The sequence below is a fragment of the Acinetobacter sp. 802_lipA genome, assembly GCF_058242885.1.
This window is the reverse complement of record NZ_JBZAYP010000001.1, coordinates 1,573,064-1,599,405: the sequence shown is the minus strand read 5'-3', so window position 1 is coordinate 1,599,405 and position 26,342 is coordinate 1,573,064. Positions and strand designations below refer to the sequence as shown.

Here is a 26,342-nt window from a genome sequence, read left to right as displayed (position 1 = left end):
CCTAATTTAGGAGATTCTCATGTCGACTATGCAGTGTGATGTTGTAAGTGTTCAAGAGTCTTTGTACTCTGGCACTGTAACGATGCTAATTGCTAAAGGTGCTGGTGGTGAATTAGGTATTATGCCTGGTCACACGCCACTAGTAACTTTACTCAAGCCGGGTACAATCCGTGTTCTGCTTGAAAACGGTACAGAAGAGTTAATCTATGTATCTGGTGGTGTTTTAGAAGTTCAACCGCATGTTGTTACGGTTCTTGCAGATACTGCAGTCCGTGCAGAAAACTTAGATGAAGCAGCAATTCTTGAAGCGCGTAAACACGCTGAACAATTGCTTGCGAATCAAAAGAGCGACTTGGACTCGGCTGCTGCTTTGGCTGCTCTTGCAGAAACTGCTGCTCAGTTGGAAACCATCCGCAAAATCAAAAACCGCGCTCAATAAGAGACGGTTTGAGATTAAAAAAGCCACCGAAAGGTGGCTTTTTTTATGTCTGTTGATAAAAAGGCGTCAATTGCTTATTTCATGATGAGTTTGTTGGTTTCTTAGTTGTCAGTAAGCGTCCGCTGAACCCCATGTCTATTTTTTAATTTGAGTTGGATTTCCAGCGGTGTGGTAGCAATTCTTCTATTTGGGTCACTTTATGGGTCGGCAATCTTTTCAGCACATCACTTAAATAGGCATACGGATCCAGCCCATTCAGCTTTGCTGACTGGATTAAAGTCATGATGTTTGCCGCTCGCTGACCACTACGCAGCGAACCTGCAAATAACCAGTTCTTACGTCCCAACGCCCAAGGCCGCACCTGGTTGTCGGGTAGTCAGACGCAGTTACCTACGTCCAACCCCCTAAGAACCGTGCATGCGAGTTTCCCAGCACACGGCTCAAGCCTCTGCTAAGGCGCCATTCGGCACCCGGTTATACATCGTTGACATTGGCAAACTGAACACTCCTCGGACAATACAGATGGTAAATCTCAAGATTAGCAACTGCATCCGTTCCACCATGACTTAGCTTCACAATATGACGGCTGTGCCATGGTGTATCTTTGGTGACTGGTTTAAGACAGGCGCAGCAGCGACCACCTTGTTTTAGCCACACCCGATACAGCTTGGCTCGCCCCTTTGCGGAGACCAGCATTCTTTTACCCCATCGGGATTCGAAGTACTCATCCCATGCGGGGTCATGAGGGTTAGCAGCAGCCTTGATCTTGATATGTCGCACAATTGGCGTGTCCGAGGCAGACACTAATGTGTATTGTCGCTTCCGACCATCGGCGGACTGTTCATCACATGAGAACACCCATCGACGCGCTCCTTGTACTTTGAAATACCGATCTTTGACCCATCGGAGTGTCTTGCGAGGGTGGCGACGTACAGCCCATCGCCAGAGCATTTCCCACACTGCGTTGTCTACCTGGTTGAAAACCTTCTTGGCAACGACATGACTATGATAGTTGGCCCAACCCCTTAGAATCGGGTTGAGCAAACCGATCAAAGTGGCCTGTCGTGTCGCTTTGTTTGCATTGATTAATGCTCGCAGCTTGTCAAGATGAGCGCTGATGTTTGCCTTTGACGGCTTGATCAGTAGCTTGCCGTTGTACTTACGTACGTTCCAGCCAAGAAAATCGAACCCGTTCCCTATGTGCGTGATTTTGGTCTTTTCCTGAGAGAGCACGAGACCGCGCTGCGCCAGAAATTCAACCACGGCAGGACGAACTTCATTTTCGAGCCACTCTTTAGAATACCCCGTGATGATGAAATCATCCGCATACCGTACCAGTTGCAGCTTTTTGCCTGTCCATTTGGCGTTAGAGAACCTCTTCGCCAGCATCGTTTCCAGTCCGTCCAAGGTCATGTTGGCCAGCACCGGGGAGATAATACCTCCTTGCGGTGTTCCGGAAAGACTGGGAAACAGCTTGCTTTGGTAGACGTAACCGGCTTTGAGCCATTTCCGTAGAATCACCTTGTCCATTGGGAGGTTGGCGATCATCCAGTCATGGCTGATATTGTCGAAACAGCCTTGAATGTCACCCTCTAGCACCCACTCCGCACTTACTTTTCTTGACAGCACACCAAAGCACTGTGCTGCAGCATCCGCGGTTGAGCGTTGCGGTCTGAACCCATAAGAGTTCCGATCAGCGATGGTCTCCGCGATGGGTTCCAAAGCCAGCAGATGGAGCGCCTGCATGGCCCGGCATTTCATCGTGGGTATCCCGAGAGGTCTCATCTTGCCATTTTTCTTCGGAATAAGGACTCTCCGAAGCGGAAGGGGCGTGTAACCTCGCCTCTTCAACGACATCATCGCACCGGTCTTGGCCTTGGGTGTATTCCAAGTCACCTTGTCGACCCCAGCCGTGTTTTTGCCTTTGTTTTCAGACACTCGTTTGACGGCCAATGCTTTGCCACTAAACGAGTGAGTCAGCAGCCATTGCAAAGCTTTCGCCTTGTTATGCCTGCCGTCTTGTACCGCCTTCACAATACGCGCTTGCAGCCCTCTGACATGACGCTGTACAGCAATCCAATCGATGCTGTCCCACGATGTGCTGGAAGGTGCACACGCTGATACTGCTGCATTCATTTGCTCTCCCTCCATTAAAAGGGTTCTACACACTCTCTTGTGATGAGAGACCATAAGGACGTCAGCCCGCTTTCGCGTGGGGTAATGTTTCAACCTCTATCCAACCCATTACAGACTGGCATTCGCTTTTTCCTCGTTCCTTCGCCCGCATCACCATGGGCAGTTTTTGCAAACTGCTTTCCCAATGGGAGTAATACGGGATTTCCACGTTCCGCTTACTGAAGTACATCGGCTTAGGTGCCTGCTATCGACCGGGAGGCGTATGGGTCACGAATGCGTAGTCGAAAGACGCAATTCCCACCTCCATTACCGTTTTGGTTCGAGCGTATCAGCCATTTCCGCTCGTTCAACTTAACGATCGTTACGCAGATTCACATGTGTTCACCATACCGATTATCTAGCCCTTGTCCGGCTATGGCTGCCAGAAGGGTACGCCTCTCACGATTGATACCCCGCACCTTGCGGTGCCTCGTTACATTGTCGAAGGCGCTCTTTATTCAGCCTTCTAGATTCACCCGGTGACACGGGTGGTTCCCGCAGGGGGGAACAACTTCATTAAGCGACTTCGTGTCGCACTTCCACCCAATTATTGCAAATCGGTAGATTGCCATCATCCAGATAGCGGCTTAAAGCTGGCCAACGCTTCAGAGTGTAATTGATGGCCTTGGCGGTTGGAGAACTCGATGGCACCGTCAGTTGATGCTGGTTGAGCCATTCATACAGTTGTTGCATCACCGGTTGACTATGCTGTTGTCGGTATTCGCGGCGCTGTTCTGCTGTACCATCGGTCTTTCTCCTGAGTTCTGCTTCTATGGCATACAGTTTCTGAATCAGCACTAAGGCCTGTTCAGCGACCTGACTTTTCTTGGTCACATGCAGTTCATGGAATTTACGACGAGCATGCGCCATGCAGCCCACCTCAATGACTTGGCCTGATTTAAAGCGTGCTTTATAACCACTGTAATCATCACAGACCAGATGGCCCTGCCAGTCTTTCAGGAACGCTTCAGCATGCTGGCCTGAACGACTATCCTGAAAGTCATAAATCACGGCTTGAATTGGATTATATTGGGTTGTTGCATAGGCCCAGACATAACCTTTCTTCGGTTTTTTCTCATCATCACTCATCCGCATGATGGTGACCGGCGTTTCATCGGCATGGATCACCCGCTGTTGCAGCACCACCTCTTTTAAAGCATTGGCCAGAGGTTCCAGTTCTACACCGCAGCGACCTATCCAGTCAGATAAAGTTGATCTAGAAAGCTCGATTCCCGCCCGCTGATAGATCAGACGTTGACGGTACAGCGGTAAATGATCTGCGTATTTCGAGACCAACACATGGCTAAGCAGTTCAGGACTGGCAATGCCTTTATCAATCACATAGGCGGGCATCGCTTGCTGAGTCAGGGTGTCACACTGATCACAGACCCATTTGCCACGCACATGCTGTTCCTTATAGAACTGTGCCGGTCTGAAATGCAGTTTTTCACTGATATCTTCGCCGATACGACGTAACTGGCAGCCACAACTGCATTGGGTTGATGCAGGTTCATGCTCAATACGGATGGTGTGTAGATGATCGGGTAGCAGTCGACGTTTAGGTTTATTGGTTTTGGCTTTCTGTGTCGCTGCATCGGTTTTATCTGCATTTAATCGTTCTAATTCCAGATCAACAGCAGCAATATCTTCTTCAACCGCTTCATCCCATAGGTGGATTTGTTTTGCAGTGAGATGTTCGTTTTTACTGCCGAATTTGTGCTTTTTAAACAGCGCCAGTTCATGCTCGTATTTTTGATTGAGAATGGAAAGATGCTGAACTTTGGCATCTAATTGCTGGTTTGATTGTGCTAGAGACTGATGCTGCAGCGCCAACTGTCTGGTAAATTCCAGCAGTTGTTCATGGGTCAGTTGGCTTAAGTCAGGCAGCGTATTCATGACCGCAGTATGCCTGAGGTCATGAGAAGAATGAAATAGAACGTTTGGAGAATAGCAACTTGGACCAAGCTAGTTTAGAGCATTGTGACCACTTGCTGTCGTCCAATGCGCTGCCAAGGCAAACCCTGGATCAGTGCCTGTAACTGTTCTGGGCTGAGGGCTACGCTTTCACCCTGGTGAACTTTAGCCCAGTGAAATTTTCCCTGTTCCAACCGCCGAGCACACAGCCAGATCCCCAGTCCATCATGTACCAGCACTTTCATGCGATGGCCACGTTTATTACAGAACAGGTAAGCACAATGCGGTTTGATGTAGCCAAAGGCTCTCACCACCTGAGCCATGGCCGTATCCATACCTGCACGCATGTCCATGGGCTGAGTAGACAACCAGATTTCATCGATACGGATCATGTTGTAAGTGCCTTGAGTAATTCTGCTAAAGCAGATATTTCTGATACTTGCCATTTCAAGCCAATTTCTGCTTTTGAGTGGGGTAAAGTAATTTGAACCGTTAACATGCCAGTAGGGATAGGATCTAATGGTGCGGAGCAAGATAAGGCAATAAATGCAGGTTTATTCGGTAGTAGTGAGCGATCATTCCCTGGCTTAGCATCAATTAAGCGAATCCATTTGGATACAAGATTTGTATTCAATCCATGTTGCAAAGCGACCGAAGCAATTGAAACCTCCGATGCTTTACACGCCTGAACGATCTGCTGTTTAAATTCAGCACTATATGTTCTTCGTTTTATCGTAAGAGATGCGATGGATGTCTGGTTATTTGTAGTCATAAATTTAAGTTCCCACTTGTTTTTAAGTGAGGACTAAATTAAGGCTTATAGGACGAATTCATAAGGTGTGTTCAGCGGACGCTTACAGTTGTCATTGGTAAGCGTCCGCTGAACCCCATGCCTATTTTTTAATTTGAGTTGGATTTCCAGCGATGTGGTAGTAATTCTTCTATTTGGGTCGCTTTATGCGTCGGCAGCCTTTTCAGCACATCACTGAGATAGGCATACGGATCCAACCCATTCAGCTTTGCTGACTGGATTAAAGTCATGATATTTGCCGCTCGCTGTCCACTGCGCAGCGAACCTGCAAACAACCAGTTCTTACGGCCCAATGCCCAGGGACGCATTGAGTTCTCTGCCCAGTTATTGTCAATGGGTAGATTGCCATCATCCAGATAGCGGCTTAAGGCTGGCCAACGCTTCAGACTGTAATTGATGGCCTTGGCGGTGGGAGAACTCGATGGCACCGTCAGATAATGTTGGTTGAGCCATTCACACAGTTGTTGCATCACCGGTTGGCTGTGCTGTTGTCGGTATTCGCGGCGGTGTTCTGCTGTACCATCGGTCTTTTTCCTGAGTTCTGCTTCTATCGCATACAGTTTCTGAATCATCAGTAATGCCTGTTCAGCGATCTGACTTTTCCCGGTCACATGTAGCTCATGGAATTTACGACGTGCATGCGCCATGCAGCCCACCTCTATGACATCGCCTGATTTAAAGCGTGCTTTATAACCACTGTAATCATCACAGACCAGATGGCCCTGCCAGCCATTCAGGAACTCTTCTGCATGCTGACCTGAACGGCTATCCTGAAAGTCATAGATCACCGCTTGAACTGGATTGTACTGTGTAGTGGCATAGGCCCAGACATAACCTTTCTTCGGTTTTTTCTCATCATCACCCATCCGCATGATGGTGACCGGCGTTTCATCGGCATGGATCACCCGCTGTTGCAGCACCACCTGTTTTAAGGCATTGGCCAGAGGTTCCAGTTCCACACCGCAGCGACCTATCCAGTCAGATAACGTTGATCTAGAAAGCTCGATTCCCGCCCGCTGATAGATCAGACGTTGACGGTACAGCGGTAAATGATCGGCATACTTCGATACCAGCACATGGCTGAGCAGTTCAGGTGAAGCAATGCCTTTATCAATCACATAGGCAGGCATCGCTTGCTGAGTCAGGGTGTCACACTGATCACAGACCCATTTGCCACGCACATGCTGTTCCTTATAGAACTGTGCCGGTCTGAAATGTAGTTTTTCACTGATATCTTCGCCGATACGACGCAAGGTGCAGCCACAAGCACATTGGGTTGATGTTGGTTCATGCTCGATACGGATGGTGTGTAGATGATCGGGCAGCAGTCGACGTTTAGGTTTGTTGACTGTGGCTTTGTGTGTCGCTGCATCAGTTTTATCTGCATTCAGCCGTTCCAGTTCCAGATCAACAGCGGCAATATCTTCTTCGACCGCTTCATCCCACAGATGGATTTGTTTTGCGGTGAGATGTTCGTTTTTACTGCCAAATTTGTGCTGTTTAAATAGTGCGAGCTCATGCTCGTATTTTTGCGTGAGAATGGAAAGATGTTGAACTTTGGCATCCAATTGCTGGTTTGATTTTTCTAATTCTTGATTTGATTGTGCCAGAGACTGATGCTGCATCGCCAACTGCCGGGTAAATTCCAGCAGTTGTTCATGGGTCAGTTGGCTTAAATCAGGCAGCATTTTCATGACCGCAGTATGCCTGAGGTCATGACGCAGAGGAAATAGAACGTTTGGAGAATAGCAGAATGTAGCAGCCTAGTTTAGAGCATTGTTACCACTTGCTGTCGTCCAATGCGCTGCCAAGGCAAACCCTGAATTAGTGCCTGTAACTGTTCTGGACTGAGAGCTACGTTTTCACCCTGGTGAACTTTAGCCCAGTGGAATTTTCCCTGTTCCAACCGCCGGGCACACAGCCAGATGCCCAGTCCATCATGTACCAGCACTTTCATGCGATGGCCACGTTTATTACAGAACAGGTAAGCACAATGCGGTTTGATGTAGCCAAAGGCTCTCACCACCTGAGCCATGGCCGTATCCATACCTGCACGCATGTCCATGGGCTGAGTAGACAACCAGATTTCATCGATACGGATCATGTTGTAAGTGCCTTGAGTAATTCTGCTAAAGCAGATATTTCTGATACTTGCCATTTCAAGCCAATTTCTGCTTTTGAGTGGGGTAAAGTAATTTGAACCGTTAACATGCCAGTAGGGATAGGATCTAATGGTGCGGAGCAAGATAAGGTAATAAATGCAGGTTTATTCGGTAGTAGTGAGCGATCATTCCCTGGCTTAGCATCAATTAAGCGAATCCATTTGGATACAAGATTTGTATTCAATCCATGTTGCAAAGCGACCGAAGCAATTGAAACCTCCGATGCTTTACACGCCTGAACGATCTGCTGTTTAAATTCAGCACTATATGTTCTTCGTTTTATCGTAAGAGATGCGATGGATGTCTGGTTATTTGTAGTCATAAATTTAAGTTCCCACTTGTTTTTAAGTCAGGACTAAATTAAGGCTTATAGGACGAATTCATAAGGTGTGTTCAGCGGACGCTTACTGTCATTGTTCAAATGGACTGGATTGGTCTGCTGCATACATGCAATCTTTGTTTTGCATGATAGTGCTTCGTCTTTTAACTGTACGCTAGCTTGTAGAATACTTTGAATACTCAATTTTTGAAACTCAGCTGAACCAGCGCTCCTATGCTTGATATATTTCGTTTAGCAGGGGCACGACTATCTAAAGTTGCATATCTTTTATTCAACAGAAGTTATATTTTGAACACTTCTCTGTGAGGGTAGATGAAGATGAACCTGATTGCGCATGAATCCCACTTTTGGGAACTTTACCAAGATTTTGAGCATTATTATCTGAGTATTGCAGTCGATATGAGTTCAGTGGTGTCATGTTGGGACTTGGTACTGACTTCAGAAGAAATATTACAATATGAACATCGAGGTCGCGAGAGTATTCAGGAGCTGACCAAAGCCATGATTGAAGCAGCTTACAAAGGTGATTTCTCAATGATGGAAGCACGTTTAGCCAAGCCATATGAGCGTCACGCCATGCAAAAGGCTTTTAAAGATTGGTTAGCGCAGAGCAAAACTCAGGAACAGTCTTCGTTTTGATGAGGTGTGAGCTCAAAGCATTGTTTTAAATTTATTTCAAAAAGCTTTGACGCAATTGGCTGAACATCATGCGGCTAACGGTATCGTGCTGCGTCTCAATCAGCTTTTTGATTTGTTCAATTTGAGGCTCATCTTCAGAAATCACAATCTCTGGATCGATTTCGATATCCGAATTGGGCATGGTAGTGGATGGTTGCGTAAGTAAATTTGAAGATGGGTGTTCGGCATGCCAGAGCTGTGTTTCGAGTGACATGATGTACTTATATTCATCAGTATTTGGGTTAAACCGCTTATATAGCCTTAGGTCTTGCATTGCATCTTGACGGCTTCGTCGAGGCATATCTGTTTCGACTTCTAACCATTCAGAGATAACCGGATGGATTTCATGTTGCATCAGTTGGTAATAAAGCCAATCGCTGAGCAGGCTATGATCGATGTCAGACAGATATGGGCTGTTGTGTTGCAGCAATTGTTGTAAGTGTTCGAGAACCAAAACTTCTTGCTTTTGTAAGGCATAGCGCGCTTCAGCATCAAATTGTTGGTATTCTTCGGCTGGAATTTCAGTGAAATGTTGCTGTTCAATGAAGGCATCTACAATATGCGTTTGAAATAAGGTATTCCATTGCTCTAGCGCATGAATTTCAAGCTGTTGTAGCTCTTTAAACGCTTTGCTTTGATAGCGAGTAAGCTGAAGGCGTTGAATATTTTGCTGGTTGAGCTCAATTTTTTGTTTGATGTATTCAGCATAAGCGCCTTGTTGTTTGGGGCTGACAGGGCTTACAACATCGACCAAAAGTAACTGCTGCTGTTGTTTGTATTTGAGCCAGTCCTGAATACGTTGAACTTCTTTATGCTCTTTAGAAAAAAACTGTGTTAAGTGTGGCGTGGTTTTTTCAGGCATTAAAAAGTGCATCCCGCCAAAGACGATGATTGCTAAACAGGCGATCACAAGAATGACTTTTTTCATTATAAAAATGTTTTTCTGTGTTTCTTATTTGTACATGGTAGCTTAAAAATGAGAAATAGTTAATGTTTTTTCATTAAAGCTTCAAATCTGTATGGGTGAAATTGAAAATTCACCTTGCCCGAGAATACGAACTTTATACAGTGCATCAAAGCCTTCAGCATAGTGTGGAGGTTCTAATTTTTGAGCGGTGGCTCTGATTCCGACTTCAGGAATGCGGGCTTTGCCTTCACGTAGGCGGTTGCGTTGCAGCGCACTTTTAAGCTCAGTCTCAAAGAGGTAGCCAACAATTTCAAAGCCTGCGGCCTGAGCACTGGCAATATAACGCGCACGATCGGCTGGCGTAGGGTTGGTATTATCAATCACCATTTTGGTTTTTGAGGCTAGTCCTGCTTCAAAAATGATTTTTTCACGATGCCGTGTTTTCAGCATATCGAGGTTGATGCGCAAATGGCTATGTGCCAAATTCAACAGATAATAGCTCGATTTTCCCGAAGCTTGGATGCCCATAAAAATAATCAGCTGCATGTGAGAAATCGTGCCTCAATCAAATTAGGAGAAAATGGTTGCAGTCATTTTCTCCTACTCTATTGCTGAAAGCACCAATATTTACATGTTTTAAGATTGGTTTGTGTTTGAACTATCATTCTCAGCTTGCTGAGGAATCATCATTGAAGCCAGTTTCAACATTTCAGATTGGATCGTGCCCATTTGCTGTTGCATCTTTTTAAAGTCGACTTGGCTAAAATCCACCTGTCCATTTAAAAAAGGTGAATCTAAAACTTGTTGGTTGGCAGACAGTAATTTTTCACGTATATCATTGATTTCTTGGGTTTTAAGATTCAGACCATTCAAGGCATTATTGAAACCTGTGAGCTGTTGCTGCAAAGCTGTTGCGGCGTGTTGCAGCTGTTGTTGATCATGCTGTTTAATTGCGGCCTGCAAGTCACTTTGGGTTTCTTGTAGCTGAGTGACGTATTCACCTGCTTTTAATTGCATATCTGCCACATCACGCACGATATAGAGCATGTTGCCACTTTTCAGTTCAGCTTTTTCAGGACTTTGTGTATTCGCTGATTGGTGTTGCTCAGATGACTCAGTTTGGATGTCTTGCTGATTCGGCTCTGTTGCTTGCTCACAGCCAATGAGTAGGATGCCTGAACTAAACAGTGCAAAAGGAAGAACCAAGTTTTGTAAAAGCTTTTTCATCATCAAATCAATATTGGGCTATGTGTTTTTTAATATAAGGGCAAAATGTGTAGATAAAATGCTGGGTTTCAAAGTCATAACAAAACTTTTTAAAATAAAAAGAGTGCCTGAGCACTCTTCATTTACAGCAGTTTAGCCAGCAATGATTTTAATAATGGAATGATTGCGAATGTCTGTCAGTACATAGTCGCCATTCACTTTAATCCACTGTTGGTTTTTACCTGGTTTACTGAGTTTTTTGTATTTTTGGTGATCTACTTTATAGGCATTGCTATGGTAAGCGCTTGGGAGTTTTTGACCTGCTTTCCAGTCTTGAGATGGACGCTTGGCTTTTTTGACAGTGGCTTGGGTTGGTTGTTGATGGCCATTTGAAGTATGCTTTTGCGCTTGTCCATGTGACTGAGCGGTTTGATGTTGCTGATGTTGTTCTTGTGGTGCTGCTAGTGCAGGCAGGGCAATCAATGCGGTTGAGATAGATAAAACTGCTGCTTTTATAAAGGTATTCATGAGCTTCACTTCGGGTTGTCTTGAGCGGATAGATGTATCATAGAGTGAAGTGTTTGATTGATCGTGAATGAAGTGTTGTAAAATTATAAAAATAAAGAAAAAATTATGAAGATCGAACCGATTCGTGTGTCATTACTCATTTAAAAAAAATAAAATATAAGCAGGCGTTAAATTCGACTGCTTATAAACAGCTTCCGGCTTATTTGGCCAATTCAGCATTGATAGCATCGACAATACGCGGATCATTGGCCGTAATGTCTGGTGCAAAACGCGCAACCACTTCGCCATTTTTATTGATTAAGAATTTCTCAAAGTTCCACAGCACTTCAGGTGGTTCGTTCGGTGTTAAACCATAGTCCACCAAGTCTTTCCACCAAGGGCCTTCACCAATGCGTTCAGGCACCGCTTGGGTGAGCGTTTCATATAACGGATGCTTATCATCCCCAGCAACCGAGATTTTTGAAAAAAGCGGGAAATCCACTTGATAGTTTAAAGAGCAGAATTCTTGAATTTCAGCGTCTGAACCCGGTTCTTGTGCCAAGAAATTGTTGGCAGGAAAACCTAGAATCTCTAAACCCTGTGATTTTTTGTCTTGATAGAGTTTTTCTAAACCTTCGTACTGCGGTGTGAGGCCACATTTAGATGCCACATTCACCACCAAGAGAACTTTACCTTGGTATTGGTTTAAGTTGATGTCTTCGCCCTGAATGGATTTGACTGGAATATTATAAATCGAAGTGCTCATTTGCGTGTCCTTATACGATGTGCATTTTATTGTGTTGGAAGCGTTCGACAAAGTCACGCCCATTTGCGGATTGATCGCAACAAAAAAAGCAAGCCAAGGCTTGCTTTAAAGGGTAGGGAGGTCATTAAGACGCTGGAGCCGCTTTGACTTTCGCTTCCAAAGCCGTTACGTCAGCAATGATCGATTTCTGCAATTCAGTGGCTTTGTTTTGAAGTTCGGTGATTTTCGCGCTATCTGGCGTTGTTTTTGTACTTTCTTTGGTGAGCTCGACACCCAGATCATTGGCGTCCTGCATTTTTTCACGTAAAGCATCTACTTCAGCACTTTTTAAGGTTAAGGCATCCAATTCATCATTAAATTGCTTCACATAGGTTTCTGTTTTTTCAACCATACTTTTAATTTGAGCGGGATCCTTTTTCTCTAAGGTTGCACTCACTTCTTTTTGAAACGCAACGGCTTCTTGAGCTTTGGCATTCGATAGCGTTTGTACGGCTAACAAATCGGCTTGAATATCGGCAATATTGTTATTGCTATGATTAGCAACGATAGTGGTTGCTTCGGTTGAGGTCGCTTCAGATGCAGACGTCGTTTGTTCGACGGCTGGCTCAGTTCCTTTTTTTTCGCACGCAGCCAAAGTAAGTGTGGCCATACAAACTGTGGTTAAAAGTAACTTTTTCATAACGACATCCTTCTATCGGGAAATATGTTTTTGTAGGCCAGAGTTTAAGAGCAATGACCAATCAATTAAAAAATACGTTCGCTAGAACAGCATCAATACGATGCAGAGATCGTTGACATTGTTCTATGGTGTTTTTGTAGAGTGAAGCTGCTGAAATACAGAAATTTATTGAAATGTATAGTTTTATATTGCATTAATATTATGTTTTTTATGAAGTTTATATTTTAAGATAAATGTATCAATTATGTGTGATACCCAAATGATATTCGAATAAATCATAAAAATGTTTTACCATTCATTTAAATTTTGCAAACAAAAGCTAAACGGGAAAAAGAATGAGTACCACACCACAACGTATGTATTGGGCTTTGAGTCTCCCTATCATTGCCGTACTCATTTGGTCGATCAATATTGTCGTTACGCGTTATGTAGCTGATTTCATTTCGCCAGTCAGTATTAGTTTTTATCGGTGGTTCTTTGCCTTCATTCTTTTAACGCCTTTTGTCGTGCGACCTTTATGTCGGCAGTGGGCATTAATTCGAGCGCATTTGGGTCAGTTGGCAGTGTTAAGTGCATTTGGTCTGGTGTTGTATCAGGGCTTAGCCTACACCGCAGCGCACTATACGACCGCGACCAATATGGGACTGATTAATGCCTTTATTCCGATCTTTACCATTTTTGTTTCACTGCTGATCTTAAAAGATATTCCAAATCGTTTTGCGATGATCGGGAGTATTTTATCTTTTGCAGGTTTGGTTTATATCATTGGGCAGGGCAATCTTGCGGGCTTAGTTCAATCGGGTGGGCATTTGGGAGATGTCCTGATGGTGGTTGCGGTATTCTTCTATGCCTTTTATGGGGTGTTTTTGAAAAAGTGGCAATTGCAAATTCCCTTGATGCTGAGCCTCTATGTACAGATCTTTTTTGCACTGCTTTACCATTTACCTTTTATTGCCTATTTCGGTCTCGATTCAATCAATAGTCAAAATGCGGCTAGTGTTATGTATGCCAGCATTTTCCCTTCCTTAGTTGCCCCTTTACTGTGGATGTTGGCCATTACCCATTTAGGGCCGAATCGAACCAGTATTTTCATGAACTTGATGCCAGTCTTTACCGCAGTGATTGCCTATGTCTGGTTGAAAGAGGCGTGGACGGTTTATCATACGGTCGGTGGAGTGGTCATTATCTGTGGTATTTTACTTGCACAGCGTAAAACAGCATTAAAAACGCCACCTTTAGCAAACTCGATGGATTGATTTTGGCTAAAAATCGACCATTTAAATTATTTTTTTAATAGAATAATTCATTAATAAGTTGATTTATTAATGCTATTTTAGATAGTGAATGTATTTAATGTATGCAAAAGCTGATTAAAAATAGGTAGATAATTTGAATTATAATTTAATTATCTTCATTAATCAGCGTTTTAACGCTGTTTTTAATATAAAAAATCTATTTGTTTAGAAAAGCAATTTGCTACATAATACGCGCACTGCAAACATAGGCCAATGTCAAAACGGGCATTAAGTGTTTGCTCATCAGTTTTCAGACCCTCTGGATGTGATTACACATCCTTTTTTATGCTCAGCCATCCCTATATGGCTGAGCTTTTTTTTGTCTATTTTTCAGTAAAAATCCTGAGAAAGAGCACGCTTTTAAGCACGAATCACTGCGCCAGTTTCGGCATCGAGTATGCGACTCGGTTCTTGGCTCAAGCCTAGGTCACCATTCAGATAATTGACCTGTTGGGCAAAGTAGTGGTTGGCATCTTGTAGTGAACGGGCAGGTGATAATCCAGCGGGGTTGGCACTGGTGGAGACAATAAAGCCTTGAAAAGCATTGCAAAGCGCCACACAAATCGGATGTGTGGTTACCCGTACAGCAACTTTAGGGTGATTGCCTTTAATCCATGTCGGAATGTGTTCATTCGCTGGTAGTAACCACGTGGTTGCGCGTTCTGATGGACTGCGATCACTCCAACTCTCGATCACTTGCTGGCGGATGTGGGGATCTAAATGTTCTAAAAGTGGTTCAACTTGAGCAATTTGCCCAGCCAGTAAAATCACCCCTTTTTCAATCGGGCGTTGCTTGATCTGTAAAATATCTAAAAAGGCCTGTTCGTTATACGGATCACAGCCTAAACCCCATACTGCTTCTGTTGGATATGCTAAAACTTGACCTTGTTTTAAACATTGCGCCGCTTCAGTCACAGAGGTGGTAATCATTACAATTTGTACCTTTTATTGATTCATAAAGGGTTATTGTGAACCTTATTGGCTTGAACGGCAACGCAGATAATTGCCAGCCTGTTGTTGTGCGAGTCCTAAAATCTCCAGTTCCATTAACTGGCTAGTGAGTGTGGCAATATCGATGTTAAGTTTGAAATTAAGTTGATCCATATTTTGTCCAACCCAATCCAGTTGATTATAAAGTTCGAGTAAATCAGATGGGATCTCAATACTAGCACTTGGGGTGGTTTCTTGTGACTGGGATTGGCTATGCCATTGAGTGGGGAGTGCCAAGTCTTCAATGATTTGCTCAGGATGATCGACCAAAATCGCCCCTTCTCGGATCAGTTGATGACAACCTTGATGGTGTTCGCTGTAAATATGACCGGGAATCGCAAAAATGATTTTCCCTTGTTCTGCAGCTCTTTGGGCGGTTCCTAGAGAGCCACTTTTGAGTGCGGCTTCTGCAACCACAACCCCTAAACTCAATGCACTGACGATGCGGTTCCGCCGTGGAAAATTATGCTGTAAAGGCGGTGTATGTGGTAAAAATTCAGTAATAATACAGCCATTATTTTCTAATATTTGCGTACGCAGGGCTTGATGTTGGGAAGGGTAAGTGAGATTTAAGCCTGTGCCCATCACTGCAATGGTACGTTGATATTTTAAGCCGCCCTGATGCGCCGCAGCATCAATGCCTTCAGCTAAACCACTGCAAATATAAAAGCCTTTTTCGGCGAGGTAATAGGCAAAGTCATAAGCCACTTGTTTGCCGTGTGGACTGGGTTTTCGACTGCCGACGATAGCAACTTGAGGTTGTAATAGGCTTTGTGGATTACCCTGACCAAATAAAATCGGTGGCCGGTCAGCATAGGGCAGCAGTTGCGAGGGATAATGACTTTCAGTATCAAGTAAAATAAAATCACAGCTGGCTTGGATGTCATGCAGTAAAGTTTGTAATTTGATTTGGCCAGCAGGTGTTTGAATTTCTATGACACGTTGTAAATGGCTTTTGTGTAAGCCGAGACTTGGCCAGATCTGAAGATTGGAGGCAGCAACAGCTTTTGTGCTTGTGCCAAAATGCTGCTGTAGTTTTTGAAAGCTCGATAAAGAATGCTGAACCAAATACCACAGGGTGATTGTTGCAATCTGTTCATGTGATAAAGAGTTCAGCATATATACACCTTAAGGCAACGGATTATTCATCCACGACAGAGGGAGAAAGTTTCGCGCCCAAGTTCATTGGTAGTTCGCTGTCGAGCACATAAGCATAGCTGACACGGTCAAAGGTTTTAAAGACCATGATGTTGCCGATACGCTCCGTTGGAAGGGTCAGTTTTTCATTGGTTTTCGGATCACGAATTTCTTGACCCTTTTGACTAACCGAGAATACATAACCCGATTGAACGCCATCCACTGTGCCACGGTCAATGGTTACAACTGAATGCTTCGCAGCTAGACCAATCGAACCTTGAACACGAATCACTTGTCCACCATCAGTCACATCTTGTGCATGTGTTGGGTAGAACAAGGTTGGAAGCATGGCGTCGTATTCAGGCAGTACGCGATAACCACGACGTACTTCAGAATTATACGAATCTGTGATTTCTAAAGTGGACATGTCATTTTCACCACGAATGGCAATGGCTGAAGCAACCTGAGTCAATTCTAGACCTAGATTTTGTTTTTTGCCCTCTGCATCCGTCACAATGTACGGTTCGCCTTCACGGTAAATCGCGTAGCGTTGACCGACTTCAATGCCTTGGCCACGTGCATAAACGGTTTGACCTTTACCTGCAATCACACGCTGATCGGCAGCACCAACGATATACGGTGTACCTTCCAAAGATTCCTCTGAAAGAATAGTGCTGTGTTCAAGCCAGTTTTTAATGTATTCCAGTGGAATGACAGGAATGGCATTGTTTAAAGACTCAACGCGTGCTTGAGGTTGAAGTTTAGTGCCGCCTGTATAACGACGAATAATCCCTTCACAGCCATCACCTTCATCTTTACCAATAATTGGACGGCCTTCATGAGTACACATCAGTAAACGGTCGCCTGGGAAAATCCAATGCGGATTTTTGACGTGTCTATTGCTGGCCCAAATTTCAGGCCAACGCACAGGATTGTTTAGGAAACGTTTAGAAATATCCCACAGGGTATCGCCTTTTTTCACCACATAAACATTCGGTGCATTGGCTTTTAAAGCAGGTGGATTGTAATTTCGTGTAGGCGCCGCTTGAGCTGTTGAAATGACGCCTGCGCCAACACTTACGCAAACCGCAAGTGCTAACATGTGTTGCTTAAACCCCAAGGCACTAAAAGATGGCATGCCCATAAAAACCTTTTTCATTATCATAATTCCTAAAATTATGTATGTAGTTGCGTTATAATAACGATATTACACACATTTTTTTGATCAAGCATTCCCTTCATTTGGTTTTTTGATCAATGGCATAATTGAGGACGCAGTATGGCCTTATTACCTATTTTAAGTTTTCCTGATCCCCGTCTTCGTACCATTGCAGAACCCGTCGAAGAAGTTACTGATGAAATTCGTCAGCTGGCTGCAGATATGTTTGAAACCATGTATGAAGCGCCAGGCATTGGACTTGCCGCGACACAAGTTGATCGCCATATTCAGCTGATTGTCATGGACTTATCTGAACATAAAGATCAACCTTTGGTATTCATTAACCCCAAAGTTACCCCATTGACTGAAGAAACGCAGCCCTATGAAGAAGGCTGCCTATCAGTTCCCCAAATATACGACAAAGTTGAGCGCCCGTCACGCGTAAAGATCGAAGCAATTAACCTTGAAGGTCAAGCATTTGAGATCGAAGCTGACGAACTTCTCGCTGTTTGCATTCAACATGAAATGGATCACTTAAATGGCAAATTGTTCGTCGACTATTTGTCACCACTGAAGCGTCAACGTGCACGTGAGAAAGTGGAAAAATTGACCCGTCAGCGCCAAAAAGACAAAGTGGCTGTGAAACGCGGTTAAGTTTTTTTGCTTAAAAATCATCTTTAAAGTGAGCCCAATTTCGATTGGGCTTTGTTATACTGGCCGCGTTCTCAATTCGGATGGAATGGATTGTTTTTTAGAGCTGCGTTGCTACTGTCTTGTGTAGCCGTGTTTTTACAGATTGCTGTTTTTTTACAGCCTTTACTACCGACGCAATATCAAATTGCACCGGTCTGTGAAACTATTTCGCGTGCGCTTTTACTCAAACCAGTTGAACATCTCAGTTCTCATGCTGAAAAGCATTCCACACATCATCATGAAATGCAGGCTCAGCATGAACTCAGTTCACAACCTGCTGAACACAATCATCATGATGCAAGTCATCAATGCCAATACTGTACGGTATATGGCAATCTCGTGTTGCCGCCTGATTTAGAGTTAAAAGCGGTACTTGACCGTATTCAAGTCCGTTTAATTGCATTCCAAAAAGCCTTTGCGCATGTTTGGTTTGCACTGCAACAACTCTTCTTACTGCCTCAAGGGCGAGCACCGCCACTGTTTGTATAAACCTAGACATATTTTTCGGGTCTTAACGGACTCTAGCCTAGTTGTATTTATAAATTCAGTGAGAATAAAAATGGCTCAGCCTACATTCTTTTTACAGCCTCTTGCGGCTGCGATTTCCCTTGCTTGTTTTTCTACAGTGAGTTTTGCTGCTCAACAGGAGCATTCTACGACACGTCTAGCGCCGATCGTGGTAAATGCACAATTAGATCATGACGCGAATGGTTTAATTCTTTATGCCGATCCAAAGCAGCCGATTCAGCCTGTTCCTGCAACAGATGGCGCAGATTATTTACAAAGTATTCCGGGTTTTAGTTCAATTAAAAGCGGTGGAACCAACGGAGATGTAACCTTCCGAGGCATGTTCGGATCACGGATTAAAATTTTATCTGATGGCACTGAAAACTTAGGCGCATGTCCAGCACGTATGGACGCACCGACGTCTTATATTCAACCTGAAAGTTATGATCGTATTTCTGTAGTGAAAGGCCCACAAACAGTTCAATATGCAAATACAGGTTCGGCAGCAACTGTTATTTTCGAACGGAAAAAGCCGCAATTATCCAATGATAAAAACTATCTTGGGCAAGCCAGTGTTTTAATCGGTTCGTTTGGTCGTCTAGATCATAATATTGAAACAGCGGTAGGGGACGATAAAAAATATATTCGTCTAAATGCCAATCGTTCTGAATCGAATAGTTATGAAGATGGCGATGGCAATACGGTTCCATCTGCTTGGAAACGTTGGAATACAGATTTAGCACTAGGCTGGACACCCGATGAAGACACTTGGATTGAACTTACAGGTGGAAAAGCAGATGGTGAAGCCGAATATGCTGGTCGTAGCATGGATGGTTCACAGTTTGCTCGTGAAAGTTTGGGTTTAAGATTTGAAAAGAAAAATCTAACCGATGTGATTAAAAAGGTCGAAGGGCAAATTAACTATAGCTATAACGATCATGTGATGGATAATTTTAGCTTACGCACACCACCCATGACTCACGATATGACAACGCATCAGATGGTATCGAATCCATCTGAAATGCAAGTTACACGCCGTACGTTGAATTCACGTTTAGCGATGACCAGTGAATGGGATAAATTAAGTGTGATCACTGGAATTGATTCTCAGCAAAATCATCATGCTGGAAGTATGAAATCTATGATGATGAATATGCCATTAGCCACCAATATGAAGTTTCATTCTTATGGTGCTTTTGGCGAACTTACTTACCAATTTAACGATGCCTATAAATTGGTTACTGGCGCACGAATTGACCAAGTTAAAATTGATGCCTTAAAACTGAATGATGAACGTAAAGAAACGCTACCGAGTGCATTTATTCGTTTGGAAAATCAGTATCCTGAGCTTAATGCCAAATCTTATATTGGTTTAGGCTATGTAGAACGTGTTCCTGATTATTGGGAGTTATTCAGCACAGCACATGGCAACACAGGGATGTCTAAGCCGACATTTAATGATCTGGATACTGAAAAAACCTTACAATTAGATATGGGTTATCAACAAGAACATGGTGCATTGAATACATGGGTTTCTGCCTATGCAGGCTTGGTGAATGACTTCATTTTATTGAGTTATCATAATCATCCAACCACTGGAATGGGTGGGCATAGTCATGGTTCTTCTTTTAGTGCGGGTGCTAAGAATGTGGATGCCGTGATTGCAGGTGCTGAAGCAGGAATTGGCTATCAATTTACCGATGCGATTCAAGCAGATATCAGTACTATGTATGCATGGGGTGAGATCTCTGATAATAATGATCCATTGCCTCAAATTGCACCCTTGGAAGGGCGTTTCAATTTAAGATATGTGCAAGACAAATATTCTCTAGGTCTATTGTGGCGTGCAGTGGCTAAACAAGATCGTATTAACCTAAATAAAGGTAATATTGTCGGTTATGACATTGGTGAGAGCAAAGGTTTTAGCACACTTGCATTAAATGCGACGTATAAGGTAATGAATGATGTTGATTTTGCTGTAGGCATAGACAATGTCCTCGATAAAACCTATACAGAACATTTGAATAAGTTAGGTGTTGGCGTTGATGGCCAAGTGGGGACTGAACAATTTAACAATACAGGTCGCAATTATTGGGCTCGAATCAGCATGAAGTTCTAAATATATTGAGAAGATCGGAAGCAGCCATTCTAGAAATAGAATGGCTGTTTTGGGTTCTAAGATAGAAATTGACTGAGAAAACAGCATTGTGAGTGGATATTCACCATAAAAAGTAGAAAGAAACAGCGATTTAAATAAAATATTTAAATATTATTTCGATATATTTTTATTTAAATGAATTAAAACAATATATTAAGTTTAATTTGTGCGAATGTGATGGTGCGGTTTAAGGCGCTAACTAGGAAGTAGATAAAATTATTAAAAAACATTTTACATAAATAACAGTAACTTATAATTTTATGAGTTTGAAAAATAAACATGCAGAAATATTTATTGAGAAAAGGTGTTGCAAGGGATTAGAAATACTGTAGAATGCACATCCATCGGCGGTGATGTTGATTAAAACTTGTTGAGAAACAAGGATTTAGCCCAAGCGGTAGAATCTGAAGGTCTTGAATGAGTTTGAAAATAATTAACAAAACTAGTTGACTTCTTCTTGAAAGAGAGTAGTATAGCCGACCTAGCTTGCTGATGACGAATCAGCAAGAAGATCATTAAGAGATTATGAAGAACAACTTGTGTGGATTTTTACTGATTGATCGATCGAAAATATTTCATTGATTGATGGTAAAAATTACTCGAAGTTTATTTGAGAAATATTTGTCAGAAAATTGATGAGCCAAGATTTGTAGCCATAAGCTACTAATGATTTTTAACTGAAGAGTTTGATCATGGCTCAGATTGAACGCTGGCGGCAGGCTTAACACATGCAAGTCGAGCGGGGAAGGGTAGCTTGCTACCTGACCTAGCGGCGGACGGGTGAGTAATGCTTAGGAATCTGCCTATTAGTGGGGGACAACATTCCGAAAGGAATGCTAATACCGCATACGCCCTACGGGGGAAAGCAGGGGATCTTCGGACCTTGCGCTAATAGATGAGCCTAAGTCAGATTAGCTAGTTGGTGGGGTAAAGGCCTACCAAGGCGACGATCTGTAGCGGGTCTGAGAGGATGATCCGCCACACTGGGACTGAGACACGGCCCAGACTCCTACGGGAGGCAGCAGTGGGGAATATTGGACAATGGGCGAAAGCCTGATCCAGCCATGCCGCGTGTGTGAAGAAGGCCTTTTGGTTGTAAAGCACTTTAAGCGAGGAGGAGGCTACTTAGATTAATACTCTAGGATAGTGGACGTTACTCGCAGAATAAGCACCGGCTAACTCTGTGCCAGCAGCCGCGGTAATACAGAGGGTGCGAGCGTTAATCGGATTTACTGGGCGTAAAGCGTGCGTAGGCGGCTTTTTAAGTCGGATGTGAAATCCCTGAGCTTAACTTAGGAATTGCATTCGATACTGGGAAGCTAGAGTATGGGAGAGGATGGTAGAATTCCAGGTGTAGCGGTGAAATGCGTAGAGATCTGGAGGAATACCGATGGCGAAGGCAGCCATCTGGCCTAATACTGACGCTGAGGTACGAAAGCATGGGGAGCAAACAGGATTAGATACCCTGGTAGTCCATGCCGTAAACGATGTCTACTAGCCGTTGGGGCCTTTGAGGCTTTAGTGGCGCAGCTAACGCGATAAGTAGACCGCCTGGGGAGTACGGTCGCAAGACTAAAACTCAAATGAATTGACGGGGGCCCGCACAAGCGGTGGAGCATGTGGTTTAATTCGATGCAACGCGAAGAACCTTACCTGGTCTTGACATAGTAAGAACTTTCCAGAGATGGATTGGTGCCTTCGGGAACTTACATACAGGTGCTGCATGGCTGTCGTCAGCTCGTGTCGTGAGATGTTGGGTTAAGTCCCGCAACGAGCGCAACCCTTTTCCTTATTTGCCAGCGGGTTAAGCCGGGAACTTTAAGGATACTGCCAGTGACAAACTGGAGGAAGGCGGGGACGACGTCAAGTCATCATGGCCCTTACGACCAGGGCTACACACGTGCTACAATGGTCGGTACAAAGGGTTGCTACCTAGCGATAGGATGCTAATCTCAAAAAGCCGATCGTAGTCCGGATTGGAGTCTGCAACTCGACTCCATGAAGTCGGAATCGCTAGTAATCGCGGATCAGAATGCCGCGGTGAATACGTTCCCGGGCCTTGTACACACCGCCCGTCACACCATGGGAATTTGTTGCACCAGAAGTAGGTAGTCTAACCGCAAGGAGGACGCTTACCACGGTGTGGCCGATGACTGGGGTGAAGTCGTAACAAGGTAGCCGTAGGGGAACCTGCGGCTGGATCACCTCCTTAACGAAAGATTGACGATTGGTAAGAATCCACAACAAGTTGTTCTTCATGACGATGTATCTGAGGGTCTGTAGCTCAGTTGGTTAGAGCACACGCTTGATAAGCGTGGGGTCACAAGTTCAAGTCTTGTCAGACCCACCAAATCTGACTAACAAGCATTGTTAAATGCTGAATACAGAAAACAGAAACATTGACTTATTGATAAGCTGGGGACTTAGCTTAGTTGGTAGAGCGCCTGCTTTGCACGCAGGAGGTCAGGAGTTCGACTCTCCTAGTCTCCACCAAATTTCAAGACAAGAAAACTTAAAGCACTGCTTTAAGGCTTTTCCTTGAAATTTAAGCAAGAAGCTATGCTTCGCGCAGATAGGTTGGATTATAGAATTTAGTAAGTTGAAGCTTATTAACTTCTGTGATTTATCACAGTTTCCTGACCTGACGAAGGCTGGAAAAATCATTAACAGAATATATTTGAGTTGAAATAATTTGTTCATACTCGTTTTAGTTAACTTAACAAGCAATTGTTAACGTTGAATGAAATGAGTTACTAGCGAAATTAACTGAATCAAGCGTTTTGGTATGTGAATTGAATTGAAGCTGTACAGTGTTTAAGTACACAGAGCAACAAACTGTAAGGAAGTGATGAGAAATCATCATAGACTGTCTTAATCCTACTTGTAGGGATTAACGACTGTTTGGGGTTGTATAGTCAAGTAATTAAGTGCATGTGGTGGATGCCTTGGCAGTCAGAGGCGATGAAAGACGTAATAGCCTGCGATAAGCTCCGGGGAGGCGGCAAATATCCTGTGATCCGGAGATTTCTGAATGGGGAAACCCACCTGTCATAAGGCAGGTATCGTATGATGAATACATAGTCATACGAGGCGAACGAGGGGAAGTGAAACATCTCAGTACCCTTAGGAAAAGAAATCAATTGAGATTCCCTCAGTAGCGGCGAGCGAACGGGGAAAAGCCCATTAAGTCATATAAGTTTTAGTGGAATGCTCTGGGAAGTGCAACCATAGTGGGTGATAGTCCTGTACACGAAAGGGCTTATATGATGATGTCGAGTAGGGCGGGGCACGTGAAACCTTGTCTGAATATGGGGGGACCATCCTCCAAGGCTAAATACTCCTGACTGACCGATAGTGAACCAGTACCGTGAGGGAAAGGCGAAAAGAACCCCTGTGAGGGGAGTGAAATAGATCCTGAAACCGCATGCATACAAGCAGTGGGAGCCGACTTGTTCGGTGACTGCGTACCTTTTGTATAATGGGTCAGCGACTTACATTCAGTAGCGAGGTTAACCGCATAGGGGAGCCGTAGAGAAATCGAGTCTTAATAGGGCGTTTAGTTGCTGGGTGTAGACCCGAAACCGGGTGATCTATCCATGAGCAGGTTGAAGGTTGGGTAACACTAACTGGAGGACCGAACCCACTGTCGTTGAAAAGCCAGGGGATGACTTGTGGATAGGGGTGAAAGGCTAATCAAACTCGGTGATAGCTGGTTCTCCCCGAAAGCTATTTAGGTAGCGCCTCGGACGAATACCATTGGGGGTAGAGCACTGTTTCGGCTAGGGGGTCATCCCGACTTACCAAACCGATGCAAACTCCGAATACCAATGAGTACTATCCGGGAGACAGACTGCGGGTGCTAACGTCCGTAGTCAAGAGGAAAACAATCCAGACCGCCAGCTAAGGCCCCAAAATTATAGTTAAGTGGGAAACGATGTGGGAAGGCATAGACAGCTAGGAGGTTGGCTTAGAAGCAGCCACCCTTTAAAGAAAGCGTAATAGCTCACTAGTCGAGTCGGCCTGCGCGGAAGATGTAACGGGGCTAAAACTATATGCCGAAGCTGCGGATTTGCAATTTATTGCAAGTGGTAGGGGAGCGTTCTGTAAGCCGATGAAGGTGTATTGAGAAGTATGCTGGAGGTATCAGAAGTGCGAATGCTGACGTGAGTAACGACAATGCGAGTGAAAAACTCGCACGCTGAAAGACCAAGGGTTCCAGTCCAACGTTAATCGGGGCTGGGTGAGTCGACCCCTAAGGCGAGGCCGAGAGGCGTAGTCGATGGGAAATTGGTTAATATTCCAATACTTCTATGTAATGCGATGAGAGGACGGAGAAGGTTAAGTCAGCCTGGCGTTGGTTGTCCAGGTGGAAGGTTGTAGGCATGTATCTTAGGCAAATCCGGGGTACTGTATGCTGAGAACTGATAGCAAGCTGTACTTGTACAGTGAAGTGGCTGATACCATGCTTCCAGGAAAAGTCTCTAAGCTTCAGTTACATAGGAATCGTACCCGAAACCGACACAGGTGGTCAGGTCGAGTAGACCAAAGCGCTTGAGAGAACTCTGCTGAAGGAACTAGGCAAAATGGTACCGTAACTTCGGGAGAAGGTACGCTGCCGACGGTGATAGGATTTACTCCTTGAGCTATTGGCAGCCACAGAAACCAGGCCCCTGCAACTGTTTATTAAAAACATAGCACTCTGCAAACACGAAAGTGGACGTATAGGGTGTGATGCCTGCCCGGTGCTGGAAGGTTAATTGATGGGGTTAGCGTAAGCGAAGCTCTTGATCGAAGCCCCAGTAAACGGCGGCCGTAACTATAACGGTCCTAAGGTAGCGAAATTCCTTGTCGGGTAAGTTCCGACCTGCACGAATGGCATAATGATGGGGGCGCTGTCTCCAGCAGAGACTCAGTGAAATCGAATTCGCCGTGAAGATGCGGTGTACCCGCGGCTAGACGGAAAGACCCCGTGAACCTTTACTGCAGCTTGACATTGAACTTTGATCTTACTTGTGTAGGATAGGTGGGAGGCTTTGAAACCGAGACGCTAGTTTCGGTGGAGCCAATCTTGAAATACCACCCTGGTAATATTGAGGTTCTAACTCTGTCCCGTTATCCGGGACGAGGACCATGTCTGGTGGGTAGTTTGACTGGGGCGGTCTCCTCCTAAAGAGTAACGGAGGAGTACGAAGGTGCGCTCAGCGTGGTCGGAAATCACGCGTAGAGTATAAAGGCAAAAGCGCGCTTAACTGCGAGACCCACAAGTCGAGCAGGTACGAAAGTAGGTCTTAGTGATCCGGTGGTTCTGTATGGAAGGGCCATCGCTCAACGGATAAAAGGTACTCTGGGGATAACAGGCTGATACCGCCCAAGAGTTCATATCGACGGCGGTGTTTGGCACCTCGATGTCGGCTCATCTCATCCTGGGGCTGAAGCAGGTCCCAAGGGTATGGCTGTTCGCCATTTAAAGAGGTACGCGAGCTGGGTTTAGAACGTCGTGAGACAGTTCGGTCCCTATCTACCGTGGGCGTTGGAAATTTGAGAGGATCTGCTCCTAGTACGAGAGGACCAGAGTGGACGAACCTCTGGTGTACCGGTTGTGACGCCAGTCGCATCGCCGGGTAGCTATGTTCGGAAGGGATAACCGCTGAAAGCATCTAAGCGGGAAGCCTACCTCAAGATAAGATTTCCCTAGGACTTTATGTCCTCTAAAGAGCCGTTGAAGACTACGACGTTGATAGGTTGGATGTGGAAGCATAGTGATATGTGAAGCTGACCAATACTAATTGCTCGTGAGGCTTGACTATACAACACCCAAA

21 protein-coding genes, 2 tRNA genes, 2 rRNA genes and 2 pseudogenes are annotated in these 26,342 nt (G+C 44.5%); 10 read left to right on the top strand and 17 right to left on the bottom strand.

The annotated features are described in order from the left end of the window. Positions 1-19 precede the first annotated feature (19 nt). The gene (locus AC4CU3_RS08030; RefSeq protein ID WP_010325652.1) at positions 20-439 is read left to right on the top strand and encodes a F0F1 ATP synthase subunit epsilon; all 420 of its coding nucleotides are present in this window, start codon (positions 20-22) and stop codon (positions 437-439) included. Positions 440-581: 142 nt separating this feature from the next. Here the strand turns inward: AC4CU3_RS08030 and AC4CU3_RS08025 are convergent. The 8 genes and pseudogenes from AC4CU3_RS08025 to tnpA (AC4CU3_RS07990) all read right to left on the bottom strand — a co-directional run. Beyond that, a pseudogene (locus AC4CU3_RS08025) lies at positions 582-809 on the bottom strand (transposase domain-containing protein); the annotation flags it as partial. Between the two features lie 104 nt (positions 810-913). Further along, complete coding sequence (gene ltrA, locus AC4CU3_RS08020) at positions 914-2,575, bottom strand: group II intron reverse transcriptase/maturase (protein ID WP_005167203.1); 1,662 nt, start codon at positions 2,573-2,575, stop codon at positions 914-916. 576 nt (positions 2,576-3,151) lie between these two features. Beyond that, a pseudogene (tnpC, locus tag AC4CU3_RS08015) lies at positions 3,152-4,510 on the bottom strand (IS66 family transposase); the annotation flags it as partial. A 74-nt stretch (positions 4,511-4,584) separates the two neighbouring features. Further along, positions 4,585-4,920, bottom strand: a complete 336-nt coding sequence (tnpB, locus tag AC4CU3_RS08010) for an IS66 family insertion sequence element accessory protein TnpB (protein ID WP_004642106.1) — start codon at positions 4,918-4,920, stop codon at positions 4,585-4,587. Continuing rightward, positions 4,917-5,300, bottom strand: a complete 384-nt coding sequence (gene tnpA / locus AC4CU3_RS08005) for an IS66-like element accessory protein TnpA (protein WP_043974824.1) — start codon at positions 5,298-5,300, stop codon at positions 4,917-4,919. Before tnpA (AC4CU3_RS08005) ends, tnpB (AC4CU3_RS08010) begins: the two co-directional genes overlap by 4 nt. Before the next feature lie 128 nt (positions 5,301-5,428). Next, positions 5,429-7,033 (bottom strand): IS66 family transposase, encoded by a 1,605-nt coding sequence (tnpC, locus tag AC4CU3_RS08000; protein ID WP_201952670.1) that lies wholly within the window; start codon positions 7,031-7,033, stop codon positions 5,429-5,431. Positions 7,034-7,107: 74 nt separating this feature from the next. Next, the gene (gene tnpB / locus AC4CU3_RS07995; protein WP_043974827.1) at positions 7,108-7,443 is read right to left on the bottom strand and encodes an IS66 family insertion sequence element accessory protein TnpB; all 336 of its coding nucleotides are present in this window, start codon (positions 7,441-7,443) and stop codon (positions 7,108-7,110) included. Then, positions 7,440-7,823, bottom strand: coding sequence for an IS66-like element accessory protein TnpA (gene tnpA / locus AC4CU3_RS07990; protein WP_004684363.1), 384 nt, complete (start codon positions 7,821-7,823; stop codon positions 7,440-7,442). The genes tnpB (AC4CU3_RS07995) and tnpA (AC4CU3_RS07990) overlap by 4 nt, the downstream gene beginning before the upstream one ends. Positions 7,824-8,159: 336 nt before the next feature. Here tnpA (AC4CU3_RS07990) and AC4CU3_RS07985 point away from each other — a divergent pair, with 336 nt between their 5' ends. Beyond that, positions 8,160-8,480 (top strand): hypothetical protein, encoded by a 321-nt coding sequence (locus tag AC4CU3_RS07985; protein ID WP_148826933.1) that lies wholly within the window; start codon positions 8,160-8,162, stop codon positions 8,478-8,480. Positions 8,481-8,511: 31 nt separating this feature from the next. Here AC4CU3_RS07985 and AC4CU3_RS07980 read toward each other — a convergent pair whose 3' ends face one another. The 6 genes from AC4CU3_RS07980 to AC4CU3_RS07955 all read right to left on the bottom strand — a co-directional run bounded on the left by AC4CU3_RS07980 (position 8,512) and on the right by AC4CU3_RS07955 (position 12,584). Beyond that, positions 8,512-9,447, bottom strand: a complete 936-nt coding sequence (locus AC4CU3_RS07980) for a hypothetical protein (RefSeq protein ID WP_148826932.1) — start codon at positions 9,445-9,447, stop codon at positions 8,512-8,514. An 81-nt stretch (positions 9,448-9,528) separates the two neighbouring features. Beyond that, entirely contained in the window at positions 9,529-9,972 is a 444-nt protein-coding gene (locus tag AC4CU3_RS07975; protein WP_148826931.1) for an AAA family ATPase, read from the bottom strand. Positions 9,973-10,062: 90 nt separating this feature from the next. After that, the gene (locus AC4CU3_RS07970) at positions 10,063-10,653 is read right to left on the bottom strand and encodes a PM1805 family lipoprotein (protein ID WP_148826930.1); all 591 of its coding nucleotides are present in this window, start codon (positions 10,651-10,653) and stop codon (positions 10,063-10,065) included. Positions 10,654-10,785: 132 nt separating this feature from the next. Then, a complete protein-coding gene (locus tag AC4CU3_RS07965; RefSeq protein ID WP_058868684.1) occupies positions 10,786-11,160 on the bottom strand; it encodes an RcnB family protein in 375 nt (124 codons plus the stop codon). Between the two features lie 199 nt (positions 11,161-11,359). After that, entirely contained in the window at positions 11,360-11,905 is a 546-nt protein-coding gene (locus AC4CU3_RS07960) for a glutathione peroxidase (RefSeq protein WP_004984048.1), read from the bottom strand. A gap of 124 nt (positions 11,906-12,029) precedes the next feature. Continuing rightward, positions 12,030-12,584: a PM1805 family lipoprotein gene (locus AC4CU3_RS07955; protein WP_148826929.1), complete on the bottom strand. Its 555-nt coding sequence runs from the start codon at positions 12,582-12,584 to the stop codon at positions 12,030-12,032. Between the two features lie 335 nt (positions 12,585-12,919). Between AC4CU3_RS07955 and AC4CU3_RS07950 the strand changes: the two genes are divergently transcribed. Beyond that, a complete protein-coding gene (locus tag AC4CU3_RS07950; protein ID WP_087013942.1) occupies positions 12,920-13,840 on the top strand; it encodes a DMT family transporter in 921 nt (306 codons plus the stop codon). A 399-nt stretch (positions 13,841-14,239) separates the two neighbouring features. Here the strand turns inward: AC4CU3_RS07950 and tsaC are convergent, their stop codons facing one another. The 3 genes from tsaC to AC4CU3_RS07935 are packed head-to-tail and all read right to left on the bottom strand — an operon-like array spanning position 14,240 to position 17,165. Continuing rightward, positions 14,240-14,809 carry an L-threonylcarbamoyladenylate synthase type 1 TsaC gene (gene tsaC / locus AC4CU3_RS07945; RefSeq protein ID WP_148826928.1) on the bottom strand — a complete coding sequence of 190 codons (570 nt, stop codon included), beginning with the start codon at positions 14,807-14,809 and terminating at the stop codon, positions 14,240-14,242. Between the two features lie 45 nt (positions 14,810-14,854). Next, positions 14,855-15,988, bottom strand: a complete 1,134-nt coding sequence (dprA, locus tag AC4CU3_RS07940; RefSeq protein ID WP_148826927.1) for a DNA-processing protein DprA — start codon at positions 15,986-15,988, stop codon at positions 14,855-14,857. Between the two features lie 22 nt (positions 15,989-16,010). Next, on the bottom strand, positions 16,011-17,165 hold the full coding sequence (locus AC4CU3_RS07935) for a LysM peptidoglycan-binding domain-containing protein (RefSeq protein ID WP_183175630.1): 1,155 nt from the start codon (positions 17,163-17,165) through the stop codon (positions 16,011-16,013). Positions 17,166-17,285: 120 nt separating this feature from the next. Here AC4CU3_RS07935 and def point away from each other — a divergent pair, with 120 nt between their 5' ends. From def to AC4CU3_RS07900, 7 genes are all read left to right on the top strand, one after another. Next, positions 17,286-17,819, top strand: a complete 534-nt coding sequence (gene def, locus AC4CU3_RS07930) for a peptide deformylase (RefSeq protein WP_004684452.1) — start codon at positions 17,286-17,288, stop codon at positions 17,817-17,819. 90 nt (positions 17,820-17,909) lie between these two features. Continuing rightward, on the top strand, positions 17,910-18,347 hold the full coding sequence (locus AC4CU3_RS07925) for a DUF2946 family protein (RefSeq protein WP_078389804.1): 438 nt from the start codon (positions 17,910-17,912) through the stop codon (positions 18,345-18,347). Between the two features lie 70 nt (positions 18,348-18,417). Then, positions 18,418-20,484: a TonB-dependent copper receptor gene (locus AC4CU3_RS07920; RefSeq protein WP_148826924.1), complete on the top strand. Its 2,067-nt coding sequence runs from the start codon at positions 18,418-18,420 to the stop codon at positions 20,482-20,484. Between the two features lie 713 nt (positions 20,485-21,197). Continuing rightward, positions 21,198-22,735 (top strand): 16S ribosomal RNA (locus tag AC4CU3_RS07915). A gap of 61 nt (positions 22,736-22,796) precedes the next feature. Further along, positions 22,797-22,873 (top strand) — tRNA-Ile (locus AC4CU3_RS07910). 67 nt (positions 22,874-22,940) lie between these two features. Beyond that, a tRNA-Ala gene (locus AC4CU3_RS07905) sits at positions 22,941-23,016 on the top strand. 420 nt (positions 23,017-23,436) lie between these two features. Next, positions 23,437-26,330, top strand: a 23S ribosomal RNA gene (locus AC4CU3_RS07900). Together the 16S and 23S rRNA genes with 2 tRNA genes alongside form the textbook arrangement of a ribosomal RNA operon. Positions 26,331-26,342 lie beyond the last annotated feature (12 nt).

Coding starts and splice junctions, on each gene's coding strand:
- ltrA (WP_005167203.1), bottom strand. CDS start 2,575: ATGAATGCAGCAGTATCAGCGTGTGCACCTTCCAGCACATCGTGGGAC.
- AC4CU3_RS07955 (WP_148826929.1), bottom strand. CDS start 12,584: ATGAAAAAGTTACTTTTAACCACAGTTTGTATGGCCACACTTACTTTG.
- AC4CU3_RS07950 (WP_087013942.1), top strand. CDS start 12,920: ATGAGTACCACACCACAACGTATGTATTGGGCTTTGAGTCTCCCTATC.
- AC4CU3_RS07965 (WP_058868684.1), bottom strand. CDS start 11,160: ATGAATACCTTTATAAAAGCAGCAGTTTTATCTATCTCAACCGCATTG.
- tnpA (WP_043974824.1), bottom strand. CDS start 5,300: ATGACTACAAATAACCAGACATCCATCGCATCTCTTACGATAAAACGA.
- AC4CU3_RS07980 (WP_148826932.1), bottom strand. CDS start 9,447: ATGAAAAAAGTCATTCTTGTGATCGCCTGTTTAGCAATCATCGTCTTT.
- dprA (WP_148826927.1), bottom strand. CDS start 15,988: ATGCTGAACTCTTTATCACATGAACAGATTGCAACAATCACCCTGTGG.
- tnpB (WP_004642106.1), bottom strand. CDS start 4,920: ATGATCCGTATCGATGAAATCTGGTTGTCTACTCAGCCCATGGACATG.
- AC4CU3_RS07960 (WP_004984048.1), bottom strand. CDS start 11,905: ATGAGCACTTCGATTTATAATATTCCAGTCAAATCCATTCAGGGCGAA.
- tsaC (WP_148826928.1), bottom strand. CDS start 14,809: ATGATTACCACCTCTGTGACTGAAGCGGCGCAATGTTTAAAACAAGGT.
- AC4CU3_RS07975 (WP_148826931.1), bottom strand. CDS start 9,972: ATGCAGCTGATTATTTTTATGGGCATCCAAGCTTCGGGAAAATCGAGC.
- AC4CU3_RS07935 (WP_183175630.1), bottom strand. CDS start 17,165: ATGAAAAAGGTTTTTATGGGCATGCCATCTTTTAGTGCCTTGGGGTTT.
- AC4CU3_RS07970 (WP_148826930.1), bottom strand. CDS start 10,653: ATGAAAAAGCTTTTACAAAACTTGGTTCTTCCTTTTGCACTGTTTAGT.
- tnpA (WP_004684363.1), bottom strand. CDS start 7,823: ATGACTACAAATAACCAGACATCCATCGCATCTCTTACGATAAAACGA.
- AC4CU3_RS07920 (WP_148826924.1), top strand. CDS start 18,418: ATGGCTCAGCCTACATTCTTTTTACAGCCTCTTGCGGCTGCGATTTCC.
- AC4CU3_RS08030 (WP_010325652.1), top strand. CDS start 20: ATGTCGACTATGCAGTGTGATGTTGTAAGTGTTCAAGAGTCTTTGTAC.
- AC4CU3_RS07985 (WP_148826933.1), top strand. CDS start 8,160: ATGAACCTGATTGCGCATGAATCCCACTTTTGGGAACTTTACCAAGAT.
- tnpC (WP_201952670.1), bottom strand. CDS start 7,033: ATGAAAATGCTGCCTGATTTAAGCCAACTGACCCATGAACAACTGCTG.
- tnpB (WP_043974827.1), bottom strand. CDS start 7,443: ATGATCCGTATCGATGAAATCTGGTTGTCTACTCAGCCCATGGACATG.
- def (WP_004684452.1), top strand. CDS start 17,286: ATGGCCTTATTACCTATTTTAAGTTTTCCTGATCCCCGTCTTCGTACC.